The 24,203-nt window shown below is 73.9% G+C and carries 13 protein-coding genes; 7 read left to right on the top strand and 6 right to left on the bottom strand.

What is annotated here, in order from left to right; all coding sequences use genetic code 11:
• Positions 1-156: 156 nt before the first annotated feature.
• Complete coding sequence (locus ABT123_RS23045) at positions 157-1,665, bottom strand: S8 family serine peptidase (RefSeq protein WP_351317743.1); 1,509 nt, start codon at positions 1,663-1,665, stop codon at positions 157-159.
• Positions 1,666-2,106: 441 nt separating this feature from the next.
• Between ABT123_RS23045 and ABT123_RS23040 the strand changes: the two genes are divergently transcribed.
• The 4 genes from ABT123_RS23040 to ABT123_RS23025 are packed head-to-tail and all read left to right on the top strand — an operon-like array spanning position 2,107 to position 5,840.
• Positions 2,107-4,476, top strand: coding sequence for a sensor histidine kinase (locus ABT123_RS23040; protein ID WP_351317741.1), 2,370 nt, complete (start codon positions 2,107-2,109; stop codon positions 4,474-4,476).
• Entirely contained in the window at positions 4,473-4,892 is a 420-nt protein-coding gene (locus tag ABT123_RS23035; protein ID WP_351317739.1) for a roadblock/LC7 domain-containing protein, read from the top strand. Before ABT123_RS23040 ends, ABT123_RS23035 begins: the two co-directional genes overlap by 4 nt.
• The gene (locus ABT123_RS23030; RefSeq protein WP_351317737.1) at positions 4,892-5,254 is read left to right on the top strand and encodes a DUF742 domain-containing protein; all 363 of its coding nucleotides are present in this window, start codon (positions 4,892-4,894) and stop codon (positions 5,252-5,254) included. The genes ABT123_RS23035 and ABT123_RS23030 overlap by 1 nt, the downstream gene beginning before the upstream one ends.
• Positions 5,241-5,840 (top strand): GTP-binding protein, encoded by a 600-nt coding sequence (locus tag ABT123_RS23025; RefSeq protein ID WP_351317735.1) that lies wholly within the window; start codon positions 5,241-5,243, stop codon positions 5,838-5,840. Before ABT123_RS23030 ends, ABT123_RS23025 begins: the two co-directional genes overlap by 14 nt.
• 11 nt (positions 5,841-5,851) lie before the next feature.
• On the opposite strand, the gene ABT123_RS23020 is transcribed toward ABT123_RS23025, so the two are convergent.
• Both ABT123_RS23020 and ABT123_RS23015 read right to left on the bottom strand, forming a co-directional pair.
• Positions 5,852-6,511, bottom strand: a complete 660-nt coding sequence (locus ABT123_RS23020) for a helix-turn-helix transcriptional regulator (RefSeq protein ID WP_351317733.1) — start codon at positions 6,509-6,511, stop codon at positions 5,852-5,854.
• Positions 6,508-7,236, bottom strand: coding sequence for a helix-turn-helix transcriptional regulator (locus tag ABT123_RS23015; RefSeq protein WP_351317731.1), 729 nt, complete (start codon positions 7,234-7,236; stop codon positions 6,508-6,510). The genes ABT123_RS23020 and ABT123_RS23015 overlap by 4 nt, the downstream gene beginning before the upstream one ends.
• 261 nt (positions 7,237-7,497) lie before the next feature.
• On the opposite strand from ABT123_RS23015, the gene ABT123_RS23010 reads away from it, so the two are divergent.
• From ABT123_RS23010 to ABT123_RS23000, 3 genes are all read left to right on the top strand, one after another.
• Positions 7,498-10,719 carry a type 2 lanthipeptide synthetase LanM gene (locus tag ABT123_RS23010; RefSeq protein ID WP_351317729.1) on the top strand — a complete coding sequence of 1,074 codons (3,222 nt, stop codon included), beginning with the start codon at positions 7,498-7,500 and terminating at the stop codon, positions 10,717-10,719.
• Between the two features lie 41 nt (positions 10,720-10,760).
• Positions 10,761-10,976 (top strand): hypothetical protein, encoded by a 216-nt coding sequence (locus ABT123_RS23005; RefSeq protein ID WP_351317727.1) that lies wholly within the window; start codon positions 10,761-10,763, stop codon positions 10,974-10,976.
• Between the two features lie 99 nt (positions 10,977-11,075).
• A complete protein-coding gene (locus ABT123_RS23000) occupies positions 11,076-13,979 on the top strand; it encodes a helix-turn-helix transcriptional regulator (protein ID WP_351317725.1) in 2,904 nt (967 codons plus the stop codon).
• Between the two features lie 234 nt (positions 13,980-14,213).
• Here ABT123_RS23000 and ABT123_RS22995 read toward each other — a convergent pair whose 3' ends face one another.
• From ABT123_RS22995 to ABT123_RS22985, 3 genes are read right to left on the bottom strand one after another with little or no spacing between them, the layout of a single operon-like run.
• A complete protein-coding gene (locus ABT123_RS22995; protein ID WP_351317723.1) occupies positions 14,214-15,470 on the bottom strand; it encodes an MFS transporter in 1,257 nt (418 codons plus the stop codon).
• A 27-nt stretch (positions 15,471-15,497) separates the two neighbouring features.
• Entirely contained in the window at positions 15,498-16,832 is a 1,335-nt protein-coding gene (locus tag ABT123_RS22990; protein WP_351317721.1) for a cytochrome P450, read from the bottom strand.
• On the bottom strand, positions 16,829-24,145 hold the full coding sequence (locus ABT123_RS22985) for a non-ribosomal peptide synthetase (protein WP_351317719.1): 7,317 nt from the start codon (positions 24,143-24,145) through the stop codon (positions 16,829-16,831). The genes ABT123_RS22990 and ABT123_RS22985 overlap by 4 nt, the downstream gene beginning before the upstream one ends.
• Between the last annotated feature and the right edge of the window lie 58 nt (positions 24,146-24,203).

Below are 24,203 nucleotides of genomic sequence, written 5' to 3'. Positions count from 1 at the left end.
GAAGCCGGTGCTCAAGCCCCTCATCAGCGGTCCGTCGATGCCTCCGGACCCGGTGACACCACCCCCCGGATCATCAAAAACAGGAGGGGGAAGTCATGCCGGACCCGAAGGCCGGAGGCCCCATTGCGGAGCCACGAAAAAGGTAACGGGGGGGGGTCAGCAGCGGGGGCAGGCGTCGCGGATTACGCGCCAGGTGAAGGTGGTGCTGCCGGTGGCGTTGGCTGCGTCTGTGGCTGTGACCGTGACCGTGCGGGTGCCGACGCCGCGGGCGACGCCGGAGATCAGGCCGGTTGTGGCATTGATCGACATGCCCGTCGGGAGGCCGGTGGCCGACCACCCGTAGGGCGCGGTTCCGCCGGAGGCCGACATCTGCAGGCTGACCGGGTCGTACTGGTAGGAGACCTGGTTGCCGGGGTTGGCGACGGTGATGCCGCCGGCCGCGGTGCCGGTGTACAGCAGGCGGTTCGGGGATCCCGCGCCCGGGTTGATCACCTTGTTCGGGGTGGCCGCGGCGGTGAGGGCCGCGGAGACCTGGGCCGGGGTGTCACCAGGGCGGGCGGCCAGGTGCAGGGCTGCCGCTCCGGCCGCGTGCGGGGCCGCCATCGAGGTGCCCTGGAGGGAGTTGGTGGCCGTGTCGCCGGTGTGCCAGGCCGAGGTGATGGCCACGCCGGGCGCGAAGAGGTCGGTGCAGGGGCCGTAGTTCGAGAAGGAGGCGCGGTTGTCGCCGCTGTCGGTGGCGTTGACCGTGATGGCTTCCGTCACCCGGGCCGGGGAGTAGTTGCAGGCGTCGGCGCCGTAGTTGCCGGAGGCGATGACGAAGGTCACCCCGGAGGCGATGGCGGAGCGGACCGCGCTGTCCGCGGTGGGGTCGACCCCGCCGTAGCCGAGGCTCATGTTCGCGACCGCGGGCTTGACGGCGTTGGCGGCGACCCAGTTCAGGCCGTCGACCAGCCCGGCGGTGGTGCCGGATCCGGCGCAGTTGAGCACCTTCACCGCGATCAGCTTCACCCCCTTGGCCACCCCGTACTGGCTGCCGCCCACGGTGCCGGCCACATGGGTGCCGTGGCCGTTGCAGTCGGTGTTGTTGCCGTCCACGGAGTTGTGGCCCCAGACGGCCCGGCCGCCGAAGGTGGTGTGGCTGGTCCGGATGCCGGTGTCCAGGATGTACGCGTTCACGCCGGCGCCGGTGCTCCCGTACGAGTAGCTCGCGTCGAGCGGGAGGTTGCGCTGGTCGACGCGGTCCAGGCCCCAGGACGGGGGATTGGGCTGGGTCGCCGCGAGGCGCACCTCGGCGTCCTGCTGGACGTACGCGACTCTGGGGTCGCCGGCCACTCTTGCGGCCTCTGCGGCGCTCATCCGCGCCGCGTAGCCGTGGACCGCGGTCTGCCAGACCATCCGGACCTGGCCGCCGTGCCGCGCGGCCAGGCTGTCGGCGGTCTGCGGGATCGATTCGGCAGCGACGGCGCTGTCGTTGAGGATCACCAGGTAGCTGTCGGGCACCGGGGTGGACCCCGGGACCGTACGGACCGTCCCGACGGGGGCCGGGGGAGTGCCGGCGTCGGCCGGGGCCGCGCCGAGGGTCGAGGCGAGAGCGGCCACCAGGCCGATGACCAGTGCTGGTAATCGGCGCCGGGTGCCGGACGATGCGTTCACGTTCACGTTCACGTTCACTGGAACCTCCGAAGTCGCAAGGGGCGCGGGGCCTGCGGTCGGGCAGGCGGCGGCGCGCGGGCAGGGCGTTCAGAGCACGGACCCCGTTCGACGGACACAGGCGAACATTCTGTGAACAGCGTGCGGGGATCCGATGGCCATGCATGTGCGAACTGTGATGGAACGGTGCGCATCATAGTGAGATCTGACGGGGTGGCACCAGAGGGTCGACGGGCCGTCGCGATCCGGTTCCGATCCGGCCTCCGGTCGGCAACAAGTGGGTCGCTCATAGCACCTGCCGATATCAGAATCAATGGGTCCGATTCAGCCGTTCGGCTGGTTATGATCAGCGCCTTCAGACTGGCTGTCCCCGCTCCCCGCCCGCTGCCCAGCCGCCCCCGAGGAACGATGTCTTCCACAGAGCCCGAAGGCCCCGCAGAACCCGAAGAGCCGGCAGTGCCCCTGACGACCCGGCAGCGGCAACAGCAGCGGCTGCCGCGGCGGCGGACGGTGCGGCTGCGCACCCTGCTGATCTGTCTGGCGGTCGTCCCCACCGTGGCCATGGGCGCCCAGACCGTGCTGAACGCCGACCGGCTCCTGGAGCAGTCGGCGCACCTGCGCGCCGACGTGGAGGCCAGTGAGCGGGTCGGCGTGCCCCTGTACACGCTGATGGTCAACCTGCAGACCGAGCGGACGGCGACCGCCGCCGTGTGGGCGGGGACTCCCGGTGCCGAGGACGAGCTGAGGCTGCGGCGGCAGGCCACCGACCGTGCCGTGGCCGACTTCGGCCGGGCGGTGACCGGTACGGACGGGGCCCTCGCGGAGGTGGACCGCCGCATGCAGACGATAGGCGGCCCCCGCCAGCGCTCGGACGTCCGCATCGGCCCGGCGGAGAGCACGCTCGGCTACTACACGGGGGCCATCAGCGAGATCATCCGTGTGTACCAGGAGGAGTTCAGCCACGCGGAGGACGCCGAACTCACCGAGGCCAACCGGCCCGTGGTGTCCATGCTCTCGGCCTCCGAGATGATGGCGCGGCAGGACGCGGTCCTGGCTCTGGCCGGACCGTCCAGGGAAATGAGCCCGGCCGGCTTCGACGAGTTCGCCAGCGCCGTCGGTGCCCAGCGCTACCTGTACGAGACCTGGATCGTGCCGTATCTGCGCGAAGGGGACCGGAGGTTCTACGAGCGCGTCACCACCTCTGCGGACTGGCAGAAGAAGAGGCGCATCGAGAACGCGATCATCCACGAGAACAAGGACACCGCCACCGGTATCAGGCTGCCCGCCGAGGTCAGCGGGTGGCGTGCGGCGCACAGCAACGTCTCGGTGCAGATGGCCACCCTCAACATCGACCGGGCACGCGAGGTCCTCTCCCGCGGCGAGGCCAAGGCGGCCCGCCTGCAGACCGAGGTCGCCTGGCTGGTCGGCCTCAGCGGCGCCGGACTGCTGCTGGTCGTGGCCGTCGTGGTGTTCTCCACCCGCTCGGTGCTGCGCCGCCTGGACGGCCTGCACCGGCGTACGGTGGCCATCGCCGAGCGGATCCTCCCGGACGTCGTGGCCCGGCTCGACAGTGGCCGCCCCGTGGACGAGTCCGCGCTGCCCGCGGTGCGCGGGCACCAGGACGAGGTCGGGCGGATCAACGACGCCTTCGCCCGCGTCGTCGCGGTCTCCGTCGACGGGCACCGGCAGCTCGCGGCCGAGCGCCACGGCTTCGGCAGGTTCGCCTCGGGCATCGCCTCGCGCACCGGAAACCTGGTCAGCCGGCAGCTGAGCCTCACCGAGGAACTCCAGGACGCGTTCGGCCACGACGAGGCCCTGCTGGCCCAGCTGATGCGCTCCGACCAGCTGACCGTGGGCATGCGGCGGCAGATCGAGAACCTGCTCATCCTGTCGGGCGGGGAGATCCCCGACCCGCACACCGAACCCATGCGGGTCGCCGACCTGCTGCGCGAAGCCGCCGCGGAGGTCGAGGAGTTCCGGCGGATCGAGCGGCACGCCCTGGACGAGGCGAGCGTGGAGCCGTCCGTGATCAGCCAGATCAGCCATCTGCTGGCGGAGCTGCTGGACAACGCCACCCGCTTCTCCCCGCCGCGGGCGAAGGTGGTCATCCGGGCCGAACTGGTCGCGGACGGACTCTCGGTCGAGATCGAGGACCGCGGGCCGCGCGTGACCGGTGCCCGCTACGAGGAGATGAACCAGCGCCTGCACTCGGCCCCGCCGTACTCCGTCCTGGCCGAGAACGCCCACCGGCTGGGGCTCTTCGTGGTCGGCCACCTGGCCGACCAGCTCGGGGCCACGGTCACGCTGCGCCGGTCGGTCTACGGGGGCACCTCGGCCGTGGTCATTCTCCCCGCGGAACTGCTGGTTCCGGCGGCGCGCGAGCCGAAGCGTGAGCAAGAGCGCGAAACGAAGCCCCTGCCGGAGCGCGCGCCGAAGCCCGCGCCGGAGCGGGAGCCTGAGCCCGAGCGTGAGCTCGAGCCGGTTCCCGCCGCCGTGCCCGCCGCCGTACCTGTACCCGTGCCCGCACCCCGCGCGGCCGAGCCGGCCCCGCGCACCGGCTCCGGGCTGCCGAGCCGCCCGGTCTCCGGCCGGCCGAAGGAGCGTACGCCCGCACTCCTGCCCGTACAGCGGGACGGCGACGCGCGGCCGGCCCTCCCCGAGCGCGTGCCGCAGACCCATATGACCGAGCAACTCCGCGGGCCACGGGCGGCGGAGCCGGCCCCCGCCCCGGACACGGCCACCCCCGAAGAGGTGGCCGACGCCTGGGCGGACTACGAACAGGGGACCCAGTCAGTGGAAGCAGAGCTCAGACAGGATCAGCCATGACGACGACACCCAACACCGCGGCATCCAACAGCGCGATCTACAGCGTCCTGGACAACAACCTGAGCCGGATCGCCGGTATCCAGGGAGCCGTGCTCCTGTCCAACGACGGGATCAGGCTCAGCGACTACCTGCTGGACCGGGACCAGGCGGAGCGGATGGCCGCCGCGGCCTCCGGCATCGCGGCCACGATGAAGGCGATCTCCAGGGAGATCGACGGTGGCCAGGTCATCCGCCAGCTGATCGAGATGGACGACCGGTACCTGTGCATCGTCGGGTGCGGAGAGGGCAGCACCCTCATCGTGGTGACCTCCCGGAAGGCCCGGCTCGGGGAGCTGGGCGGCGAGGCCGTACGGACCGCCCAGGCGCTCGGCGAATGGCTGGGCACCCCCGAGCGCCAACAGGTGCCGACCCCGTAATGCCGGACGAGCCGCAGCGCCCCGGCCGCCGGACCCGGCTCTATGCGCTGACCGACGGCCGGACGGCCGCTCCGCACACCGTCCTCACCATGGACACCACGATCACGGCGGCTGCCGCCGAGGACGCTCTGGGCGGCCTGCCCACCGAATGGCAGGCCATCCTCGCCATGTGCCCGCCCCCGGGCGGGCTGGCGGTCGCCGAGATCGCGGCGCGGACGGGCATGCGCCTGACCCCGATGACGCTCCTCCTCGGCGAGCTGGCGGACCGCGGGCTCATCGAGCACCGGCCGCCCCTGGACGGGACCGAGACCACCAATGTCCACCTGCTCATGAGAATCAGGGACAACCTTGCCCGGATATGACACGCGTGACACCCCCGATGTGGCGGCGGCCCCCGTCAAGATCCTGGTCGCGGGGGGATTCGGAGTCGGCAAGACCACCGTCGTCGAGACGATCTCCGAGATCGAGCCGCTGCGCACGGAGGAACTGCTCACCAGCGCGGGTGTCGGCGTCGACGACCTCGACGGCATCGAGTCCAAGACGCTCACCACCGTGGCCATGGACTTCGGCCGGATCACCCTCGCCGACGCGGGGATCGTCCTGTACCTGTTCGGCACCCCCGGCCAGGAACGGTTCTGGTTCATGTGGGACGACCTGCTGAACGGGGCGCTCGGGGCACTCGTACTGGTCGACACCCGGCGGCTGGACCGCAGCTTCCCGGCCATCGACTTCTTCGAGAGCAGAGGCCTTCCGTTCGTGATCGGAGCCAACTGCTTCCACGGCGAACAGCCCTACACCGCGGAGGAGATCGGGGCGGCCCTGCACCTGCGCGATCCGCAGACCCCCATCCTGCTGCTGGACGCACGGGTCCGCGACGACGTCCGCGGCGCTCTGCTCGCCCTGCTCGACCAGCTGATCGCCGGGGCGGAGAACATGGTCAGCGCCTGATCCCGGGAGCCCTAGATGAGGCTGTGGCGGACGGCGCGGGCCACTGCGTGGGCGCGGTTGCGGGCCTGGAGGCGGGCCATCAGTTCGTAGATGACGTTCTTGACGGTGTGTTCCGAGCAGGACAGGGTGCGGGCGATCACCGCGTTGCCGTGGCCCTCCGCCATCAGCGTCAGCACCGCGGTCTGGCGGGCTGTCAGCAGCGGGGCCTCCGGCAGGGCCGTCGAGCGGGGGACCGCCGGAGTGCCCGCGCCGCCCAGCAGGCGGACCAGGGCCGCGTACGGCATCCGGCCGTCGCCCTGGTGGGCGCAGTGCACGGCGGCCATCAGCTGGGCCGGGGTCAGGTCCGCCGAGCGGAGGATCGCCAGCACCCCGGCCTGGATGGCCAGGCGCAGTCCGGCGGGGGTGACGGTGTCGCAGATGGCCAGCAGCCGGTGGCCGGGCCCGGGGCAGGCCGCCAGGGCGTCCTCGACGGTCGCGGCGACCGCCACCACCACGGTGTCCGGGGCCGGTTCGGCGGCCGGGGCCAGTACGCTGCCGGCCTCGGCCAGCATCCGGGCCAGCCGGTCCGGCGGAGTTCCGCCGGGGCCGCCCACCACATGCACCCGTACGCTGTGCTCCGCGCGCTCAGGAGCGGCCGGAGCGGCGCCGACGGTCGCGACGGCGGCGCTCACAGCAGGCCCGTCCGCAGCGCGTAGGCCACCGCGTGGGCGCGGTTGCGCAGCCGGAAACGCTGGGTGATGTCGTGCACGACCGTGGTCACGGTCCGCGGCGAATAGCACAGCCGCTGGGCGATCTCGCTGGTCTCGTGGCCGTCCGCGACCATCCGCAGTACGGATCTCTCCCGGTCGGTCAGGCCCGCGGCGGCCCAGGGGGCGGCCGTCGGGTCACCGTCCCGGCCGGGGGCACCCGAGTGCTTCAGCAGCAGGTCCAGCAGGTCCGGCGGCAGGGTGCAGTCGCCCCGCGCGGCGGCGAGGACGGCCCGGGACAGCCGGGCGGCGTCCGCCTCCCGGCGGCGCAGCAGCCCCCGGGCACCCGCCGCTATCGCGTGCAGGGCACCCCCGGGCGCCAGTTCGGCGGCCACCAGCACCACATCGGGCCGGTGGGGCGCCTCGCGGATGGTGCGCAGGACGTCGAGCTCCGGGTGGCCGACCTGGTCGACGGTCATGACCACGACCCGCGGGGCACCGTCCGGCGGTGTCAGGAGCACCTCCGGGCAGGCGAACAGGGTGCTCTTGGTGCCGGCTTCCAGCACCGGGTCGAATGCGACGACGTTGACAGGAACGGGCTGTGCCACCGAGTCCTCCGAGGAGTCGAGGTCCGAGGGGTCGAGGGGAGCGAGGTCGAGGGGAGCGGGGTGCTGGACAGCAGACTGGCGGCGGCGGCCGGGGCCCGGCATCGGGCCCCGTCCCCCACATTTGTGAAAGACCGGTGAGTACGCCCCGCAGATCCCGTGCGGACGGGTCCGCAGAGCTCACCGGCCGCGCGGCCCCGGCCCGCCCGGCCCGGCGGCGGCCCCGGCCGGCGGGGTCGCGGCGGCTGCCCGGGGGCCTCCCGCCCCCAGGTCCGTACGTCTCTGGGGGCGGGTGGGGGAGGGGCCGCAGAATATGGGGGAGTTCCCCCCATGTGGGGGACGGCGGGCTCTGCGAGTTTTTCTCCCGTGACTGATACCGCCACTGACCGAGAGACCCGGGTCGGCGCCCTCCTCCCCCACGGGTGGTGGGCCCGAGGCCTGAACCTGCGGGAGAGGCTCGCCGCTCCGGACGCCCCGGCGTCCGCGGAGGACGCCGCCCCCGGCAGCCGGCCCGCGCCGTGGTCCTGCGGGGACGCGGAGGGCTTCGCCGCCCGGCTCGCGAGCCTGGGTGTCGGTGCCGGCCTGGCGTACGGCCTCGCGGCGGAGGCGCCGGCCCGGCTCGCCGGGCGGGCGGCCAAGCCGGGCTGGGCGGCGTACATCGAGCGGGCGGTCGCGGAGGTCCCCGGGGCGCGGCAGGCCGTCGGCCGGCCGGACGCCGAGGACAGCCGGGACGGCGCGCAGGGCCCGCACGGTACGGACGCCGACGCCGACGGTGCCGCGCTGTTCCTGCCCGTGCTGCGGCCCCTGATCGCCCTCGCCTGGGCCGAGGTCGAGGCCCGCGCCGACGGCGCCGAGGCCGAACTCGCCGCCGTGCGCGCCGGGTTCGAGGAGCGGCTCGGCGAGCGGCTGACCCGGCAGGCGGCCCGGACCCTGGTGAAGGAGCTGAACCTGGCCCGCGCGGCGGGAGAGCTGCCGGGCCGGACCCCGCAGGACCGGTTCGCGGCGTTCCTCGCCCGCCTGGGCACCCCGCAGGGCCTCGCCGGCCTGTTCACCCGCTACCCGGTCCTCGCCCGGATGCTGGGCCAGGCCTGCGGATACGCGGCCGAGGCCACCGCCGAACTACTGGACCGGTTCGCCGCCGACCGACTCGAGATCGTCAAGGAGCTCCTCCAGGGCACCGACCCCGGCGAGCTGGTCCGGATGGACCTCGGCCGGGGCGACGCCCACCAGGGCAACCGCTCCGTCGCCCTGCTGCACTTCGCCGACGGCGCCACCGTGGTCTACAAGCCCCGGCCGCTGGGCCAGCACGACCTGCTGGACCGGGCGGTGGGCTGGCTCAACGCGAAGGTGCCCGGCCTGGGGCTGCGCACCCCGCGCACGGTCCGCGGGGCCGGCCACGGCTGGCTGGAGTTCATCGAGCACCACGGCTGCGAGTCGGTCACCGAACTCGACCGGTTCTACCGCCGCCAGGGTGCCCTGCTCGCCCTGCTGTACGCCGTCGACGGCGTGGACATGCACTACGAGAACGTGATCGCCTGCGGGGACCAGCCCGTGCTGGTGGACGCCGAGACCCTGCTGCACACCGGGCTGCCCGCCGCCATGACGGCCGGCCCGGACCCGGCCGCCGAGGCCCTCCAGGCCTCGGTGCACCGCACCTGTCTGCTGCCGAGCCTGCTGATCGGCGAGAACGGCGGCCTGGACATCTCCTCCCTCGGCGGCGGCGCGGGCGGCGCCTACCCCAGCGACGATGTGTGCTGGGAGGGCGCCGGAACGGACGAGATGCGGGTCCGGCGGGCCGCCGTGGCCTGCCAGGCCGGGCAGAACCGGCCGGTGTTGAAGGACGGCCGGGCCACCGGCCACACCGACCACCGGGCGGCCCTGCTGGAAGGCTTCCGGGCCGGGTACGAGGCCATCGCCGGGCACCGCGCCGAGCTGCTGGGCACCGACGCCGGGGCCGGGGCCGACGCCGGGGCCGGGGGGCTGCTGGACCGCTGGGCTGCGGGCGAAGGACGCCTGATCGCCCGCTCGACCCGGCTGTACGCGACGCTGCTGGACGAGTCCACGCACCCCGACGTGCTGGGGGACGCACTGGCCCGGGAGTCGGTGTTCGCCCTGCTGTGGTCGGAGTCCGTGTACGACCCGGCCCGGCAGCGGCTGGTCGAGGACGAGATCGGCGACCTGTGGTGCGGGGACGTTCCGCTGTTCTTCCACCACCCCGCGGACACCGCCGTCCGCACCGCCCGCGGCGACCGCCTCGAGGGGCTGCTGCCCGCCGCCGGACTGGACACCGTACGCCGGAAGATCGCCGCGATGAGCGAGGTGGACCGCTACGACCAGGAGTGGATCATCTCCGCCACCCTTGCCGTCAGCAGTGCCAACTCCGGTGCCGTGCACCCCCGTTCCGTCCTCGTCGGCCGGCCGGCCCCCGCCGAGGTGCCCGAGCCGAACCGGCTGCTGGCCGCCGCCTGCGGTATCGCCGACGAGCTCGCCGCCCGCGCCGTGCCCGGCGCCGGCCGGGTCAACTGGCTCGGCCTGGAGCAGGTCGCCGGAGAGCACTGGGCGGTCCTGCCGATGGGCGCGGGGCTCGCCCAGGGCTACACCGGGGTCGCCCTGTTCCTCGCCCAGATCGGCGCCCTGGCCGGCGCCGAGCGGTACACCGCGCTGGCCCGGCAGGCGGTCCGCCCGCTGCCGGAGCTGCTCGCCGCGCTGGCCACGGAGCCCGAGCTGAGCGCGGCGGCCGGACCGGGCGCCCTGCACGGCCTGGGCGGCATCGTCTACGCGGTGGCCCGGCTGTCCGCACTCTTCGGCGAGGCCGAGGGCGATGCGGAAGGGATCGGCCGGTGTCTGCCGGACGCCCTGGCCGCCCTCGAACTGGCCGCCGAGGCAGACCAGGACGGCCCCTGCGACCTGGCCGACGGCCTCGCAGGCGCCCTCGCCGTCACGACCGCGGTAGTGGGTACGCCGGGTGCGGCCGGTGCCGAGGCTCTGGCCGGCCGGCTCGCCGACCTGCTGCTCGCCCGGCTGGGCGGTGCCACCCCGGCCCCCGGCTTCGCCCACGGCGACGCCGGCATCGGCTGGGCCCTGCTCCGCTACGCCGCCGGTCGGCCGGAGGCACGCCGGCACGCCGAGGCCGGGGCCGCGCTGCTGCGGTCGGCCCTGGACACCGCCCTGCTGCACCCCGGCCACCTCGACTGGTCCACCGGCCTCTCCGGGACCGCGCTGGCCGCAGCCGCCACCCTCGGCGCCGACAGCCTCGGCACCGGCGCGGCGCTCGACCGCAGCGTCGCCCTGCTGGCCGAGGCGCCGCAGGCCACCGACCTCTCCCTCCAGCACGGCACCCTCGGCGCCCTGGAGCTCCTCTCCGTACGTACCGCCCAGGGCCACCACCCGGCCCGCGGCGCGCTCACCCGCCACACCGGCGAACTGCTGGGCCGGCTCGCCGAGTACGGCCACCGGTGCGGCACCCCCGACCAGGTCCCGTCCCCGGGACTGCTCGCCGGACTCTCCGGCATCGGCTACGCCCTGCTCCGGCTCGGCTTCCCCGAGGCGGTCCCGTCCGTCCTGCTCCTCGAACACACCGCTCGCTGAACCCTCCTTTCCCGCCACGTCCCCGAAAGGCAGCCACCGCCATGCAGAAGAACCTCGCCGCCACCCAGTCCGCCGCCACCTCCACCGCCGCCACCACCGTCACTTCCGAGGACCCGGCCGGCCGGCTCACCCTGTCCGGCCGCAACAAGGTCTGCGCCCGCGCCCGCGTCCTGTCCGGGATGGTGCTGACCAGCGGCATCGTCATCACCCTCGGTCAGCTCGACACCAGCGTCTCCTTCATCAAGGCGGGTGCCTGAACGATCCCCGAGGGGGGCCTGGGGGGTCATTCCGGACCTCGGAGGAAAGGCCAACTTTGAGTGGACCTCGAACAGTTCGTATGAACTAGCATCACGCTCATGCGTTCCCGTGCGCGGTACCTCGTGGGTCGTGACCCCCAAATGGCGGAGATCAAGCAGGTGTTGGCCGACGCGCGCGAAGGGCGCGGCGGGGTGGTCTTCCTGGTCGGCGAGGCGGGAATCGGAAAGTCCCGGCTCGCCGCCGAGGCGGTGGGCCTGGCCTTCGGCTCCGGAATGCGCGTGCTGCGCGGCCGGAGCAGCACCACCGGCCCGACCGTACCGTTTCGGCCACTCACCGAGGCGCTGATGTCGCTGTTCCGCAGCGGCCGGCCGATGGACGACCTGCCGCTCGGCCCCTACCGGCCGGCCCTCGGCCGGCTCATACCGGACTGGAGCAGCGACGCCCAGGACAGCAGCTCCATGATCATCCTGGGTGAGGCGGTGCTCCGGCTGCTGATCGCCACCGCGGAACCGGCCGGCCAGCTCCTCCTGCTGGAGGACCTGCACGACGCAGACCCCGAGACCCTGGCGGTGGTCGAGTACCTGGTCGACAACCTCGAATACACCCCGGTGGTGCTGCTCGCCACCATCCGTACCGAACCCTGCGACGCCCTCGACATGGCCGACTCGGCCCGGCGGCGCGGCGTGGGCGCCGTCCTCGAACTCGCCCCCCTCACCCGCCCCGAGGTGGGCGCGGTGATCGCCGCACAGCTCGGCACCGAACCGGACGGGGTCCCGCCGGAGGCGCTGGCCCGGCTGTGGGACGACAGCGCCGGCAGCCCCTTCCTCGTCGAGGAACTCCTCCAGAGCATGATCAGCGGGGGCGCCCTGGTCCAGGGCGAGGACGGCTGGCGGGTCGTCGGCGACCTGCGCAGCGATGTCTCCACCGCCCTGGCCCGCGGCATCCTGCGGCGCATCGACCGGCTGGGCCCGCAGGGCCTGACCCTGCTCTCCGCCGCCGCCGTGATCGGCCGGCGCTTCCCGCTGACCGTGCTCCAGAAGATGACCGGCATCGACGACCGCGGCCTGCTCAGCCACCTGCACGCCGGGGTCGCGGCGCAGCTCGTGGTGCCCGACGAGCCGTCCCCGGACTGGTACGCCTTCCGCCACTCGCTCACCGCGGAGGCTCTGCTCACCCAGCTCACCCCCGGCAACCGGGCCGTCATGGCCGGGCAGGCCGCGGACGCCGTCCAGGTCCTGCACCCCGAACTGCCGGGCGACTGGTGCCCGCTGGTCGCCGAGCTCCGCTCGCAGGCCGGCGACCACGACGAGGCCGGGCGGCTGTTCGCCGAGGCCGGCCTGCGGGCCCTGGGGGCCGGCGCGATCGGCTCCGCGATCACCCTGCTCAGCCGGGCCGAACGGCTGCTGTCCGAAAGCCAGGACGCCAGCCGCCGGGCGGAGGTGCTGGAAGCACTGCTGCCCGCCCTCGCCGAAGCCGGGAACTTCTCCGAGGCCTTCGGCTTCGCCGACAACCTGCATGTCCTGGGCAGCCTGACCGCCGTACGCCTGGCCGCCCTGCACACCCGGCTCGCCAAGGTCGCCCACACGGCGGGCCGCTGGGAGGACGGCAACCGGCAGATCGCCCAGGCCAGAGCCCTGCTGAAGGCCGAGCCCGACGAGCGCAGCACCGCCCCCATCGACGTCACCGCCGCCTACCTGGCCCTGGACACCCCCGGCCCGGACCGCACCCAGCTCGCCGAGAAGCTCGCCCGCTCCGCACTCCAGGCCGCCGAACGGCACGGCCTGTCCACGGTCGTCTGCCAGGCCTGGGAGCTCCTCGCCACCCTCGCCCGGGAACGCGACTTCGACGAGGCCACCGCCCTGCTCGAATCGGCCCTGTACACCGCCGAACAGCACCGGCTTCCGGTCCAGCGGATGTACGCGCTCACCCGCATCGGCGGCAACAACTGGCTGACCGAGGGCAACACGGGCGGGCTGCTCGCCGCCCGCGGCGAGGCCCTGCGGCTCGGCTCCGCCACCATCGTCTACACCATCGACGGCATTCTCATCCTGGACACCGTCCTGCGCGGGGAGTTCACCGCCGCGGCGCGCGCCGCCGAGGAGTGCCTGACCGTGGTCCAGCGCCTCCGGCTGGCGCCCGCCACCCGGTACGTACTGATGTCCCAGGCGGTCCTCGCCGCCCACCGGGGGGACCGGCCGGCCATGGACCGCGCGCTGTCGGCGTTCGCCGACTGGGACGGGGCCGGCTCCCAGGAAGAACCGCTGACGCTCGGGCTCGCCCGGGCGTTCTGCGCACTCATGGAGGAGGACAGACCCGGCGCGGTCCGCGAGCTCCATGCGGTCCGCGACCTCGAGAACGCCAACCCCAGCACCTACTACCTCAGCGGGCGGTACGGCATCGGCCTGCTCCTCGACGTCCTGTCGGGGCAGGTCGGCCGCAGCCCGTACGAGGAGATCGCCGCGACCTCGCCCGGCCGGATGCGGTGGAACCGGCAGTTCGTCCTGCTCGCCGGCGCCGTCCTGCTCGGCCGGGAGGGCCGCCCCGAGCAGGCGGCTGCGTCCGCCGCGGAGGGGCTGGCCCTGGCCGAGGCCTATCCGACGGCCCTGCACCTCGGCCTGCGCCTGATCGCGGAGGCTGCGCACCAGGACGGCTGGGGCGAGCCGGTGGCCTGGCTGCGCCGGGCCGAACACCACTTCCATGCCGGGTCCGTGCCCAATGTGGCCAACGCCTGCCGGGCCGCCCTGCGGCGGCTGGGCGCCCCGGTCCATCAGCGCCGCTCCGGCTCGAACGCGATCCCCGAGGTGCTGCGCACGCTCGGGGTCACGGTCCGGGAGTACGAGGTGTTCCAGCTGCTGCCCGAGCGGCTCGGCAACAAGGAGATCGCCGACCGCCTCTACATCTCCCCCCGTACGGTGGAGAAGCACATCGCCGCCCTCGGCACGAAGACCGGCCATCCGACCCGCTCCTCCCTCTGCGACTTCGCCGCAGCCGTCCTGGCCTGACCCTCGCGGTTCCGCTGCGCGGAGCTTTCCCCACGGTCTCGGGGCTCCGCCCCGGATCGGTTCGGGTGACCGGGCTCCGCCCGCACCCCGTTCCGGGGGCTGCGCCCCGCACCCCGTTCCGGGGGCTGCGCCCCGCACCCCGTTCCGGGGGCTGCGCCCCGCACCCCGTTCCGGGGCTCCGCCCCGCACCCTGTCTCGGGGCTTCGCCCCGGCCCAAGCCGGGCCCGCGCGCGGTCAGCGCATCTCGCGGACGTGGCGGGAGGCCAGGACGCCCAGGGCCGTCACGCCCAGGACCACCGCCGACAGGGCGAACATCGGGCCGGTGCCCGACTGGGCCATGGCCCCGCAGAGGACCAGGGACAGCGGGGCGACGGCGTAGCCGAGGACCATGTCCACCGAGATCACCCGGCTCAGCACCGAGCCGTCGATGTTCCGCTGGATCCAGCTGACCCCGAACACCCCCTGGAATCCCATCCCGAACCCCATCACCAGCACCGTGCCGAGCGCCGCCACCGTGTTGTCGACCAGCCCGAGGACCCCGGATCCGACCGCCAGCCAGCCGGCCAGCGCGGCGATCAGCAGGCCCACCCGGGGGCGGCCGGAGAGCGCCCCGCCCACCAGGGTGCCCAGCATCGCCCCGCCCGCCAGCGCGCCGTTCAGCAGGCCCAGGGTGGTCGAGCCGCCGTTCAGGTCGACCTTGGCCAGGGTGGCGAAGCCGACCGTGAACGGGCCCGCCTGACAGAACGTCACTGCCATGTCGATGGCCAGGATGGTACGGATCCGCGGGTCCGCCCAGGCGTACCGCAGGCCGGCCTTGATCCGGGCGCCGAGCGAGTCCTCGGCCCCGGCTTTCTCCGGCGCGGCCCCCGCAGCGGGCGCCGCCGCCGGCAGGGTACGGATCCGGGCCACGCACAGCCCGCACAGCGCGAAGCAGACCGCGTCCACCAGGAAGGCGATGTGCGCGTCGGACAGCGCCACCACCAGACCGCCGACGGCCGGGCCCAGGATCGCCGACACCTTGGTGCCGACCCCGAGCAGTGCGTTCGCCGGCGGCAGCATCTCCTTCTCCACCACCGACGGCAGGATCGATGCCCGGGCCGGCTGGAAGAACGCGTCCACCGCCCCGAACGCCGCCGCCGCGCAGCACAGCAGCCACACGTTCAGTGCGCCCGCCATGCCGGCCAGGCCCACCGCGGCCATCAGGCCGGCCCGGGCCCAGCTGGAGAACTTCATCAGGGTGCGGCTGGACCATTTGTCGCTCAGCGATCCGCCGACCAGGGTGAGCAGGGCCCGGGGTATGCCCTGGCAGGCCAGGACCCAGCCGAGGGCCAGGGTGGACTGGGTGAGGCCCAGGGTGATCCACGAGAACGCGATATAGCTGAAGCCGTCGCCGAGCAGGGACAGGGACTGGCCCAGCCACAGCAGCCGGAACGACGGCTGCCGGGCGGGGGTCCACAGCCGGGAGCCCGCGCTCGCCAGGGTGCTTGCCATGGTCGGAATTCCTTCGGTCGGTGGCGATCAGTAGCGGACGGGCAGTGCCGTCAGCGCCCGGTTGAGGAGGGAGAGCTGCCAGGTGTGCGCCTGCTCGACCAGTTCCAGTCCCGGGTATTCGCGGACCAGTACGTCGACGACCGCGCCGGCCACCAGCCGGGCCAGCGCCGCCCCGATGCAGAAGTGGGCGCCGAAGCCGAAGCCGAGGTGGGAGGCGCTGCCGCGGCGGACACTGAACACGTCCGGGTCGGCGAAGCGTTCCGGGTCCCGGTTGGCCGCGGCGGTGACCAGGAACATCCGGTCCCCCGAGCGGACCGCACGGCCGTCGAGGTCGAAGTCCTCCCCGGCGGTGCGGATCGACATCTTGGAGGGCCCGTCGAAGCGCATGGCCTCCTCCACGGCCATCGCCACCAGCTTGGGGTCTTCTCGTACGGCGGCCAGCTCCTGCGGGTGCTGCAGCAGCGCGAGCATGCAGTTGACGATCAGGTTGCTGGTGGTCTCGCCGCCGGCGAAGGCCATCTGGGTCAGCATCCCGACGAACTCCTCCTCGCTGACCGACTTCCCGATCTGGCCGCCCGCCAGCACCGAGCTGATCAGGTCGTCCTTCGGGTCCTCGCGCCGCTGCCGCACCAGGTCGGCGAGGTAGTCCTCCAGGTTCACCAGGGACTGCAGGGAGGTGCGGTACTCCTTCTCCTCCTGCGCGGCCCCGAGCACCAGGTCGCCCACCCGGGCGTTCCAGTACCAGAAGGACGGGCCGTGGGCCTGGGGGACGCCCAGCCAGCGGGCGAAGACCAGGGCGGGCAGCGGCCGGGCGATGTCGGTGACCAGATCGCCGAACCGGCCGGGGACCGCGCGCCGGGCGAGCATGGCCTTGGTGGCGCGCTCCACGAAGGCCCGGTAGCGGGCGATGGTGCGGGCCGCGAACTGCTCCTGGAACACCTGGCGGAGGCGACGGTGCTGCGGCGGGTCGTTGAACACCATCCACCGGGACAGGATCCCGAAGGCCCGCTCGGCATCCTCGCGGGCGCCCTCCGGAACGGCGTCCATCAGCGGACGCACCCGCTCGGCGGAGACGGCCCGGTCGCGCAGGCAGTGCATCAGCGGGGCGTGCCCGGTGATCAGCCAGGCCCGGTGCAGGGCGCTCCAGTGCACCGGGTCGTGCTCGCGCAGGGCGTTGAGGTACGGATACGGATCGGCGTTGACGGCCGGGTCAAGCAAATACCGCTCGGCAAAGCTCCCGCCGCTGCGGGGGGCGGGTCCGGCCCCGCCCGGGCCCGCCGGGCGGTCGCCCGCCATGGCCCCGGTGAACGGGCACACTCCCTGCGGAGCGGCCGTCGGCTGTTCTGTGTTCGTCAGCGTCATCGCCGCGCCCCCGCCTTGATCGTGTCCAGCAGCGCAGCCGTCTTCGGCATCAGCCGTTCGGACATCATCGACATGTGGTCTCCTTCGGTCACATGGACGGTGAGTCCGCCCAGAGCCAGCTCGCGCCAGCGTTCGAGATAGGTCGGGTAGTCCACGTCCAGGCCCGGCATCGGTTCGCCGTCCGGCAGTCCCGCCGCCAGCGAACCCACCACCAGGTGGATGTGGCCCTGGTAGGGCCGGGTCTCGTAGCCGGCCAGGGCGACCAGCAGCGAGTGCCACACCTCGATCGGTGCGTTCTCCACCAGGGCCGCCTCGCTCGGGCTCATGCCCGCGCCCAGCAGCAGGGCGGTGAGTTCGGCCACCGCCGCCTCCCGGTCCGCCGACGGCGACGCCGGCAGGGACCGCACCCGGTTGCGCATCCGCAGGCCGGTCTCCATGTCCCGCCCGACGCCCGCGAGGCGTTCCCGGGCGACCGGGTTGGGCAGGTACGGCTCGATCAGCACCAGCGGTTCGACGCCGTGCCCGGCCTCGTACAGCTGGGTGGCCATCTCCAGGGCGATGTTGGCGCCCATGGACCAGCCCAGCAGGTCGTGCGGGCCCTGCCCGCCGTGCGCGGTGATCTCCGCGACGTAGTTGGCGGCGATCCCGGACAGCGTGGTCGGGTCCACCCCGCCGAGCAGACCGCGGGCCTGGAAGGCGCGTACGGGCCGCCCCGGCAGCAGGGTGCGGGCGAGCGGCACGTACCAGGCGGCGCTGCCGCCGGTCGGGTGCACGCACCACAGCGGGGCGCCCTCGCCCTCGCGGAGCCGGACCTCGGAGCGGACCTCGGCCGCGCCCGCCGCGCCCGCCGCTCCGGCCACGGCAGCCTCGGCCCGCTCCGCCAGCCGGGCGATCGTCGGCCGTTCGATCAGGTCCCGCACCGTGACGGGCAGGCCCCGCGAACTCGCCTGCGCGGCCACCCGGACCGTGGACAGCGAACTCCCGCCCAGGTGGAAGAAGTCGTCGTGAATGCCGACCTCGTTGATGCCGAGCACGGTGCACCACACCTCGGCGAGTTCCTTCTCGGCCGGCGTGCGCGGCGCCACGAACTCCGCCCCGCCGTCCTCCCGGCCGGTCGCCGGCAGCGGCAGCGCCCGCTTGTCGATCTTGCCGCTGCTGGTGACCGGCATCGCGTCGAGGAAGACGTACCGGGCCGGCACCATGTACCCCGGCATCTCCGCCCGCAGGGCCCGCCGGAGCTGATCCGCGCCGGTCTCCGCCCCCTCGCGCGGCACCACGTACGCGACCAGCGCGGGCTCGCCCGGCAGGTCCCGCCGGAGCAGCACCACCGCCTGCCGCACCTCGGGCACCTCACGGAGCCGGTGCTCGATCTCGCCCAGCTCGATCCGGTAGCCGCGCAGCTTGATCTGGCTGTCCCGGCGGCCCAGCCACTCCACCGTGCCGTCGGGCCGCTGTGCGCCGATGTCGCCGGTCCGGCACAGCCGGTCGCCGGGGGCGCCGTACGGGTCGGGCACGAAGGTGGCGGCGGTCAGCTCCGGGCGGTTCAGATAGCCGGGGCCGACGCACAGGCCGCCGAGGTAGATCTCGCCGGGGACGCCGACCGGGACCGGACGCATGTCCTCGTCCAGGACGTACATCTGCGTGTTGCGGATCGGGCGGCCGACCGGGACCCGCCGGGTGTCCGGGGTCAGATCGGCGCACACCGACCAGACGGTGGCCTCGGTGAGCCCGTAGATGTTGATGAAGCGGCGGCCCCGCGACCAGCTCCGGGCCAGTTCGGCCGGGCAGGCCTCGCCCGCCACCTGGAGCACCGCCAGGTCCGGGAAGCGGTCCTCCCCGAGCACGGCCAGCGCGCTCGGCGGCAGCATGGTGCCGGTGATCCCGTACTCCAGCAGGGTGTCCGCCAGGTCGGGGCCGGGCCGCAGGGCGTCCTTGGGCGGGGTGCACAGCCGGCCGCCGTTCGCCAGTGACCAGGTCAGCTCCAGGATGGACGCGTCGAAGCTGAGCGAGGCGAACTGCAGGACCCGGTCGGCGGGCGTCGGGGCGAACACATCGCGCTGGCCCTCGAGCATGTTGGTCAGGCCGCGGTGGGCGATCGCCGTGCCCTTGGGGGTGCCGGTGGAGCCCGAGGTGTAGATCAGGTACGCGGTGCCGTCCGGGTCCGCGTACGTGGTGCCCTCCCGGGCCGGACCCTCGTAGGCACCGTCCGTCCAGGTCTGCGGGTCGTCCAGCAGCAGGACCTCGCCGTCGAAGGGCACCCGGCCGGCCAGCGGCGACTGGGTGAGCAGCACCCGCATCCCGCTGTCCCGGGCGGTGAACTCCAGCCGCTCCGCCGGATGCTGCGGATCCAGCGGCAGGAACGCGCCGCCCGCCTTCAGCACCCCGAGCACCGACCGCACCCAGTCCGGGCCGCGGTCCACACAGATGCCGACCACCACCTCCGGTCCGACCCCCAGCACGCGCAGCCGCCGCGCCAGCCGCTCGCCCGCGTCGTCCAGTCCGGCGTATGTGAGCTCCCCGCCCTGGTACGCCACGGCCACCGCGTCCGGGGTCCGTTCGGCGTGCCGGGCGACCAGCTCGTGGAACATCAGCGGGGTGTTCTCCCGCTCCGGGCCGCGCGCCCAGTCCCGCAGTGCCTGCTCCCGGGCGGCGCCGGCCAGGACCGGCCGCACCACCGGGGCCTCCGGGTCGCCGGTCATCGCCTCCAGCACCTGGCACAGCAGGTCCGCCAGCTGGTCGGCGGTGGCCGGGGCCAGGTACTCCGGATCGGCGTCCAGCTGGAAGCCGTCCACGCTCGCGTTCACCAGCAGCGGGAACATGGTCCGGGCGATCTCCAGCGACTCGTCCCAGCTGTCCCCGGCGAGCCGGTGGAAGTTGACGAAGTTGAAGATGGCCTCGACCAGGCCGGGCTCACCGGGCCGCAGCTGCTGCAGCCGGACCAGCGGCACCCGGCGGTGCGGCAGCATCTCCTGTTCGGCGGCGAACACCTCCCGCACGTACTCCAGCCAGCTGCCGGTGGGGCGCCGCACCCCGAACGGCACCGTGTTCAGGAACAGCCCGCGCATCCGGTCGCCGCCCGGCAGCTCCGGCCGCCCGTTGGTGGCCAGGCCGATCGAGTGCCCGGCTGTACCGCCGGTGTCGTCGCGCTCCGCGAACAGGCTCATGGTGTGGTGGAAGGCGGTCAGCAGGACCGTGCGCCGCGGCACCCCGGCCTGCCGGGCCAGCCGGCCGATGGGCTCGGCGAGCCGCGCGTAGGACCGCTTGATCTCGTACACCGGCTGCCCGTCCTCGGCGGGCGGCTCGCCGTGCCGCGGGAACCGGACCGGACGCAGGTCGGCCAGCGCCGACCGCCAGTGGGCGAGGGCCTCCTCGTCCTGGAGCGCGGCCCGTTCCAGGGCGACGTACTCGGCGAAGGGGGGCGCGGCCGGCAGCTCCGGGGCGCGCCCGTGCGCCACCGACTTGCGGTGCAGGTCGAGCAGGTCGGCGATGAGCGAGGTCAGGCTCCAGCCGTCGAGGACGATGTGGCAGTCGGTGAGGGTGAGCCGCAGCTCGGTGTCGGCGATCCGGTGCAGGTGGATGCGGATCAGCGGGGCCGCGGCCAGGTCGAACCGCCGGCCGAACTCCTCCTGGACGAACTCCCGCAGGACCGCCCGCTGTTCGTCCTGCGGCAGGCCCCGCAGGTCGGTGTACCCGACCGGGACGTGCGCGGTGCGGTGCACCAGCTGGAGGGGCTCGGAGTACGAACCGAGGTCCACAGAGGTGCGCAGGATGCCGTGGCCGCGTACGACGGTGTCCACGGCCGACTGGAAGGCGGCGAGGTCGAAGCCCTCCGGGACGGAGATCTTCAGGTCGGTGACGTTGTGGTAGGCGCCGCGCTGCTCGTCGGCGAGCATCTCGTGCAGCATGCCCGCCTGGAGCATGGTCAGCGGGTACGCGTCCTCCAGCCCCTCCGGCAGCCGGGCGGCGTCGGCCGGCTCGAGCTGGGAGAACGGCTCCACCGGGGCGGGGCCGTCGTCCTCCGCCACGGTCGCCGCCCGGGCCAGGTCGGCCAGGGTGCGGGCCCGGAACAGGTCCGGCACGGTCAGCGCGAGACCGGACGTGCGGGCCCGCCCGATCACCTGGAGCGCGAGGATCGAATCGCCGCCCAGATCGAAGAAGTTGGCGGTACTGCTGACCCGCTCGGTGCCGAGCACCTCGGCCCAGATCCCGGCCAGGGTCTCCTCGACCGGGCCGGCCGGGGGGACGTGTCCGGCGGGCGCCGCCGCCCCCTCGGCCGCCACCGCGACCAGGGCCTTGCGGTCCACCTTGCCGTTCGCGGTGATCGGCAGTTTCGGGTGGCGCACGAACAGCGCCGGCACCATGTACTCGGGCAGGGTCAGCCGCAGCCGGTCCCGGAGGTCGGCCGCGTCCAGCGGGCGGCCCTCCGTCAGCACCACATGGGCCACCAGCCGGGCCCCGCCGTGCCCGTCCGGGCGGGCCACCACGGCCGCGTCCCGGACCCCGGGCAGGGAGCGCAGCGCCGTCTCGATCTCGCCGGGCTCGATCCGGAACCCGCGGATCTTCACCTGGTGGTCGGCCCGGCCGCAGTACGCCAGCTGCCCGTCGGGCAGCACCCGCACCAGGTCTCCGGTGCGATACATCCGGGTGCCCTGCGGTCCGAAGGGGTCCAGCGGGAACCGCTCGGCGGTCAGCTCGGGCCGGTTGCGGTAGCCGCGGGCCACACCGCCGCCGGCCACGTACAGCTCGCCCACCGTGCCGCGCGGCACCAGCCGGCCGGCCTGGTCCAGGACGTAGCCGTGCTGGCCGGCCAGCGGGCGGCCGATCGGCGAGTACACCGGGGACCCCGGGTCCTCCTCGGTGATCAGCCGGTAGGTGACGTGCACGGTGGTCTCGGTGATCCCGTACATGTTGACCAGCGCCGGGCGGCGGTCCGCGGGCACGGCGAACCAGTCGCGGTAGTCGCGGGTGTCGAAGGCGTCCCCGCCGAAGACCACCGTACGGAGCGCCAGCTCGCCGAAGTCCGCGCCCTGCTGAGCGAGGTACGCCCGGAGCCCCTTGAACGCGGCCGGGGTCTGGTTGAGGACGGTGACCCGCTCCGCGCGGAGCACGGCGTGCACCGCGGCGGGGTCGCGGACCTCGTCCTCGGTGAGGACCACCACCCGGCCGCCGGAGGTCAGCGGGCCCCACAGCTCCCAGACGGAGAAGTCGAAGGCGGGGGAGTGGACCAGGGTCCACACGTCGTTGGGACCGAAGTCGAAGTGCCGGTCGGCGGCGCCGAACAGCCAGGCGGCGTTGGCGTGGGTGATCTCCACGCCCTTCGGCTGTCCGGTGGAGCCGGAGGTGTAGATGACATAGGCGAGGGCGTCGGGCCCGGGCCGCACGTCGGCGAGGTCCCCGGCTCCGGGTGTGGTGTCCGGGACGTCGTCCAGCGGGATCACGCCCACCGGGAGACCGGCCAGTGCCTCCCGGCCGGTGGCGTCGGCGATCACCCACTCCACCCCGGCGTCCTCGATCGTGAACTCCCGCCGCGCCCGCGGGTGTGCGGGGTCCAGCGGCAGGTAGGCCGCACCGGCCCGCCACACCCCGAGCAGCGCCACCGCCAGGTCCACCGAGCGGCCCAGGCACACCCCGACCAGGGACTCCGGCCCGATGCCCGTCGCACGCAGCCGCCGGGCCAGCGCCGTCGCGGCGGCGTCGAGTTCGGCGTAGGTCAGGGACCGGCCGCCGCCGGAGACGGCCACCGCATCCGGGGCCCGGCGGATCTGCTCGTCCAGCCGGTCCAGGGCGAGCCGCGGCGCCTCTGCCGGATCCGCCGGCTCCGGTGTGCGGTTGGCCGGGCCGTCGGGCCCGAGCAGCTCGGCGATCTCCGTGTCGGTCAGCAGGGCCATCTCGCTCAGCGGAACGCCGGGGACCCGGGTGAACGCCTGCAGCACCGCGACCGTGTGGGCCGCCAGCCGGGTGACCGACTCCTCGGTGAACAGGTCCGGGCGGTAGACGAACCGCAGGGTCTGCCGGCCGGCGCCCTCGCACACGTCCAGGGTCAGGTCGAACTTGGCGGTGGTGAGGTCGATGGGGAAGGCCGTGCCGGTGGCCGCCCCGAGGGCGTACGCGGCGCCGGACTGCGCGGCGGCGGTGTGCGTGTACAGCACCTGGAACAGCGGGTTCCGGGACAGGTCGCGCTCCGGGCTGAGCTCGTCCACGATCCGCTCGAACGGCAGGCCCTGGTGCGAGAGCGCACCCAGCACGCTCTCCCGGGTCCGGGCCAGCAGCTCGGCCGGGGTCGGGTCGCCCGCCAGATCGGTGCGGACGACCAGGGTGTTCACGAAGAACCCGACCAGCTGCTCGGTCTCCGGCCGGTCGCGGTTGGCGACCACGGTCCCGATGGCGATGTCCTGCTGACCGCTGTGGAAGGCCAGCGCCGCCTGGAACGCCGACATCACGGTCATGTACGGGGTGGTGTCGGCCCGCTCGCCGGCCTCGGCCAGCGCGGCGGTCAGCTCGGCCGGCAGTTCCACGCTGTGCAACGCCCCGACGGAGGAGCGGATGGCGGGCCGGGGGTGGTCGGTGGGCAGGTCCAGCGGGGTCAGCCCGGCGAGGGTGGTGCGCCAGTAGTCGAGGTCGGCGCTCTCGTCGGTGGCGCGCTGCCAGACGGCGTAGTCGGTGTAGTCGATGGGCTGCGCGGCCAGGCGGGGCGTGTCGCCCTCGGCCCGGGCCCGGTACAGCTCGCGGAGGTCCCGCATCAGGATGTCCAGGGACCAGCCATCCGAGACGATGTGGTGCATGGCCAGCACCAGGACGTGGTCCTCCTCGGCGATCTTGAGCAGGGTGGCCCGGAAGGCAGGCTCGGCGGCCAGATCGAAGGCCTGCAGCGCGACTTCCTGTACGGCCGCCGCGATCGCCGCCGGCGCGTCCGCGGGCAGGCTTCTCAGCTCCAGCCCGTTGACGCGGTCGGCGGACAACACCCGCTGGGCGGGCAGCCCGTCCCGGTCGGGGAACACCACGCGCAGCTGCTCGTGCCGGGCGACCAGGTCGCGGACCGCCGCGTCCAGCGCGGCCACGTCCAGCGGTCCGGCGAACCGCCAGGTGGCGGGCATCAGGTACTCGACCCCGCCGGGGTCGAGCTGGTCGAGAAAGTACAGCCGCTGCTGGGCGGCGGACAGCGGAGCCTGCTCGGGCCGCGGCTCAACCCGCGGTATCCCGGCGGGAGCGGCGGCCCCGGCCTTGCCACGGAGCCGGCGCTCCAGGAGGGCGCGGGCGGCGGGGGAGAGACCGCCGCTGTGCGAAGCGGGGGATTCGACCTGGGACGTGGTCATGGGAAGGTCCGTCCAATCGGAGGAAGATGTCGAAAGTCATGGGGCGGGGCGGGCGCCG

Source organism: Streptomyces sp. NPDC002054, from assembly GCF_040296685.1.
Classification (GTDB): domain Bacteria; phylum Actinomycetota; class Actinomycetes; order Streptomycetales; family Streptomycetaceae; genus Streptomyces.
The sequence above is the reverse complement of the archived record's forward strand: the minus strand, read 5'-3'. Positions and strand labels throughout refer to the sequence as shown.

Coding starts and splice junctions, on each gene's coding strand:
- ABT123_RS22990 (WP_351317721.1), bottom strand. CDS start 16,832: ATGACGCTGACGAACACAGAACAGCCGACGGCCGCTCCGCAGGGAGTG.
- ABT123_RS23015 (WP_351317731.1), bottom strand. CDS start 7,236: ATGCCGGGCCCCGGCCGCCGCCGCCAGTCTGCTGTCCAGCACCCCGCT.
- ABT123_RS23030 (WP_351317737.1), top strand. CDS start 4,892: ATGCCGGACGAGCCGCAGCGCCCCGGCCGCCGGACCCGGCTCTATGCG.
- ABT123_RS23000 (WP_351317725.1), top strand. CDS start 11,076: ATGCGTTCCCGTGCGCGGTACCTCGTGGGTCGTGACCCCCAAATGGCG.
- ABT123_RS23035 (WP_351317739.1), top strand. CDS start 4,473: ATGACGACGACACCCAACACCGCGGCATCCAACAGCGCGATCTACAGC.
- ABT123_RS23005 (WP_351317727.1), top strand. CDS start 10,761: ATGCAGAAGAACCTCGCCGCCACCCAGTCCGCCGCCACCTCCACCGCC.
- ABT123_RS22985 (WP_351317719.1), bottom strand. CDS start 24,145: ATGACCACGTCCCAGGTCGAATCCCCCGCTTCGCACAGCGGCGGTCTC.
- ABT123_RS22995 (WP_351317723.1), bottom strand. CDS start 15,470: ATGGCAAGCACCCTGGCGAGCGCGGGCTCCCGGCTGTGGACCCCCGCC.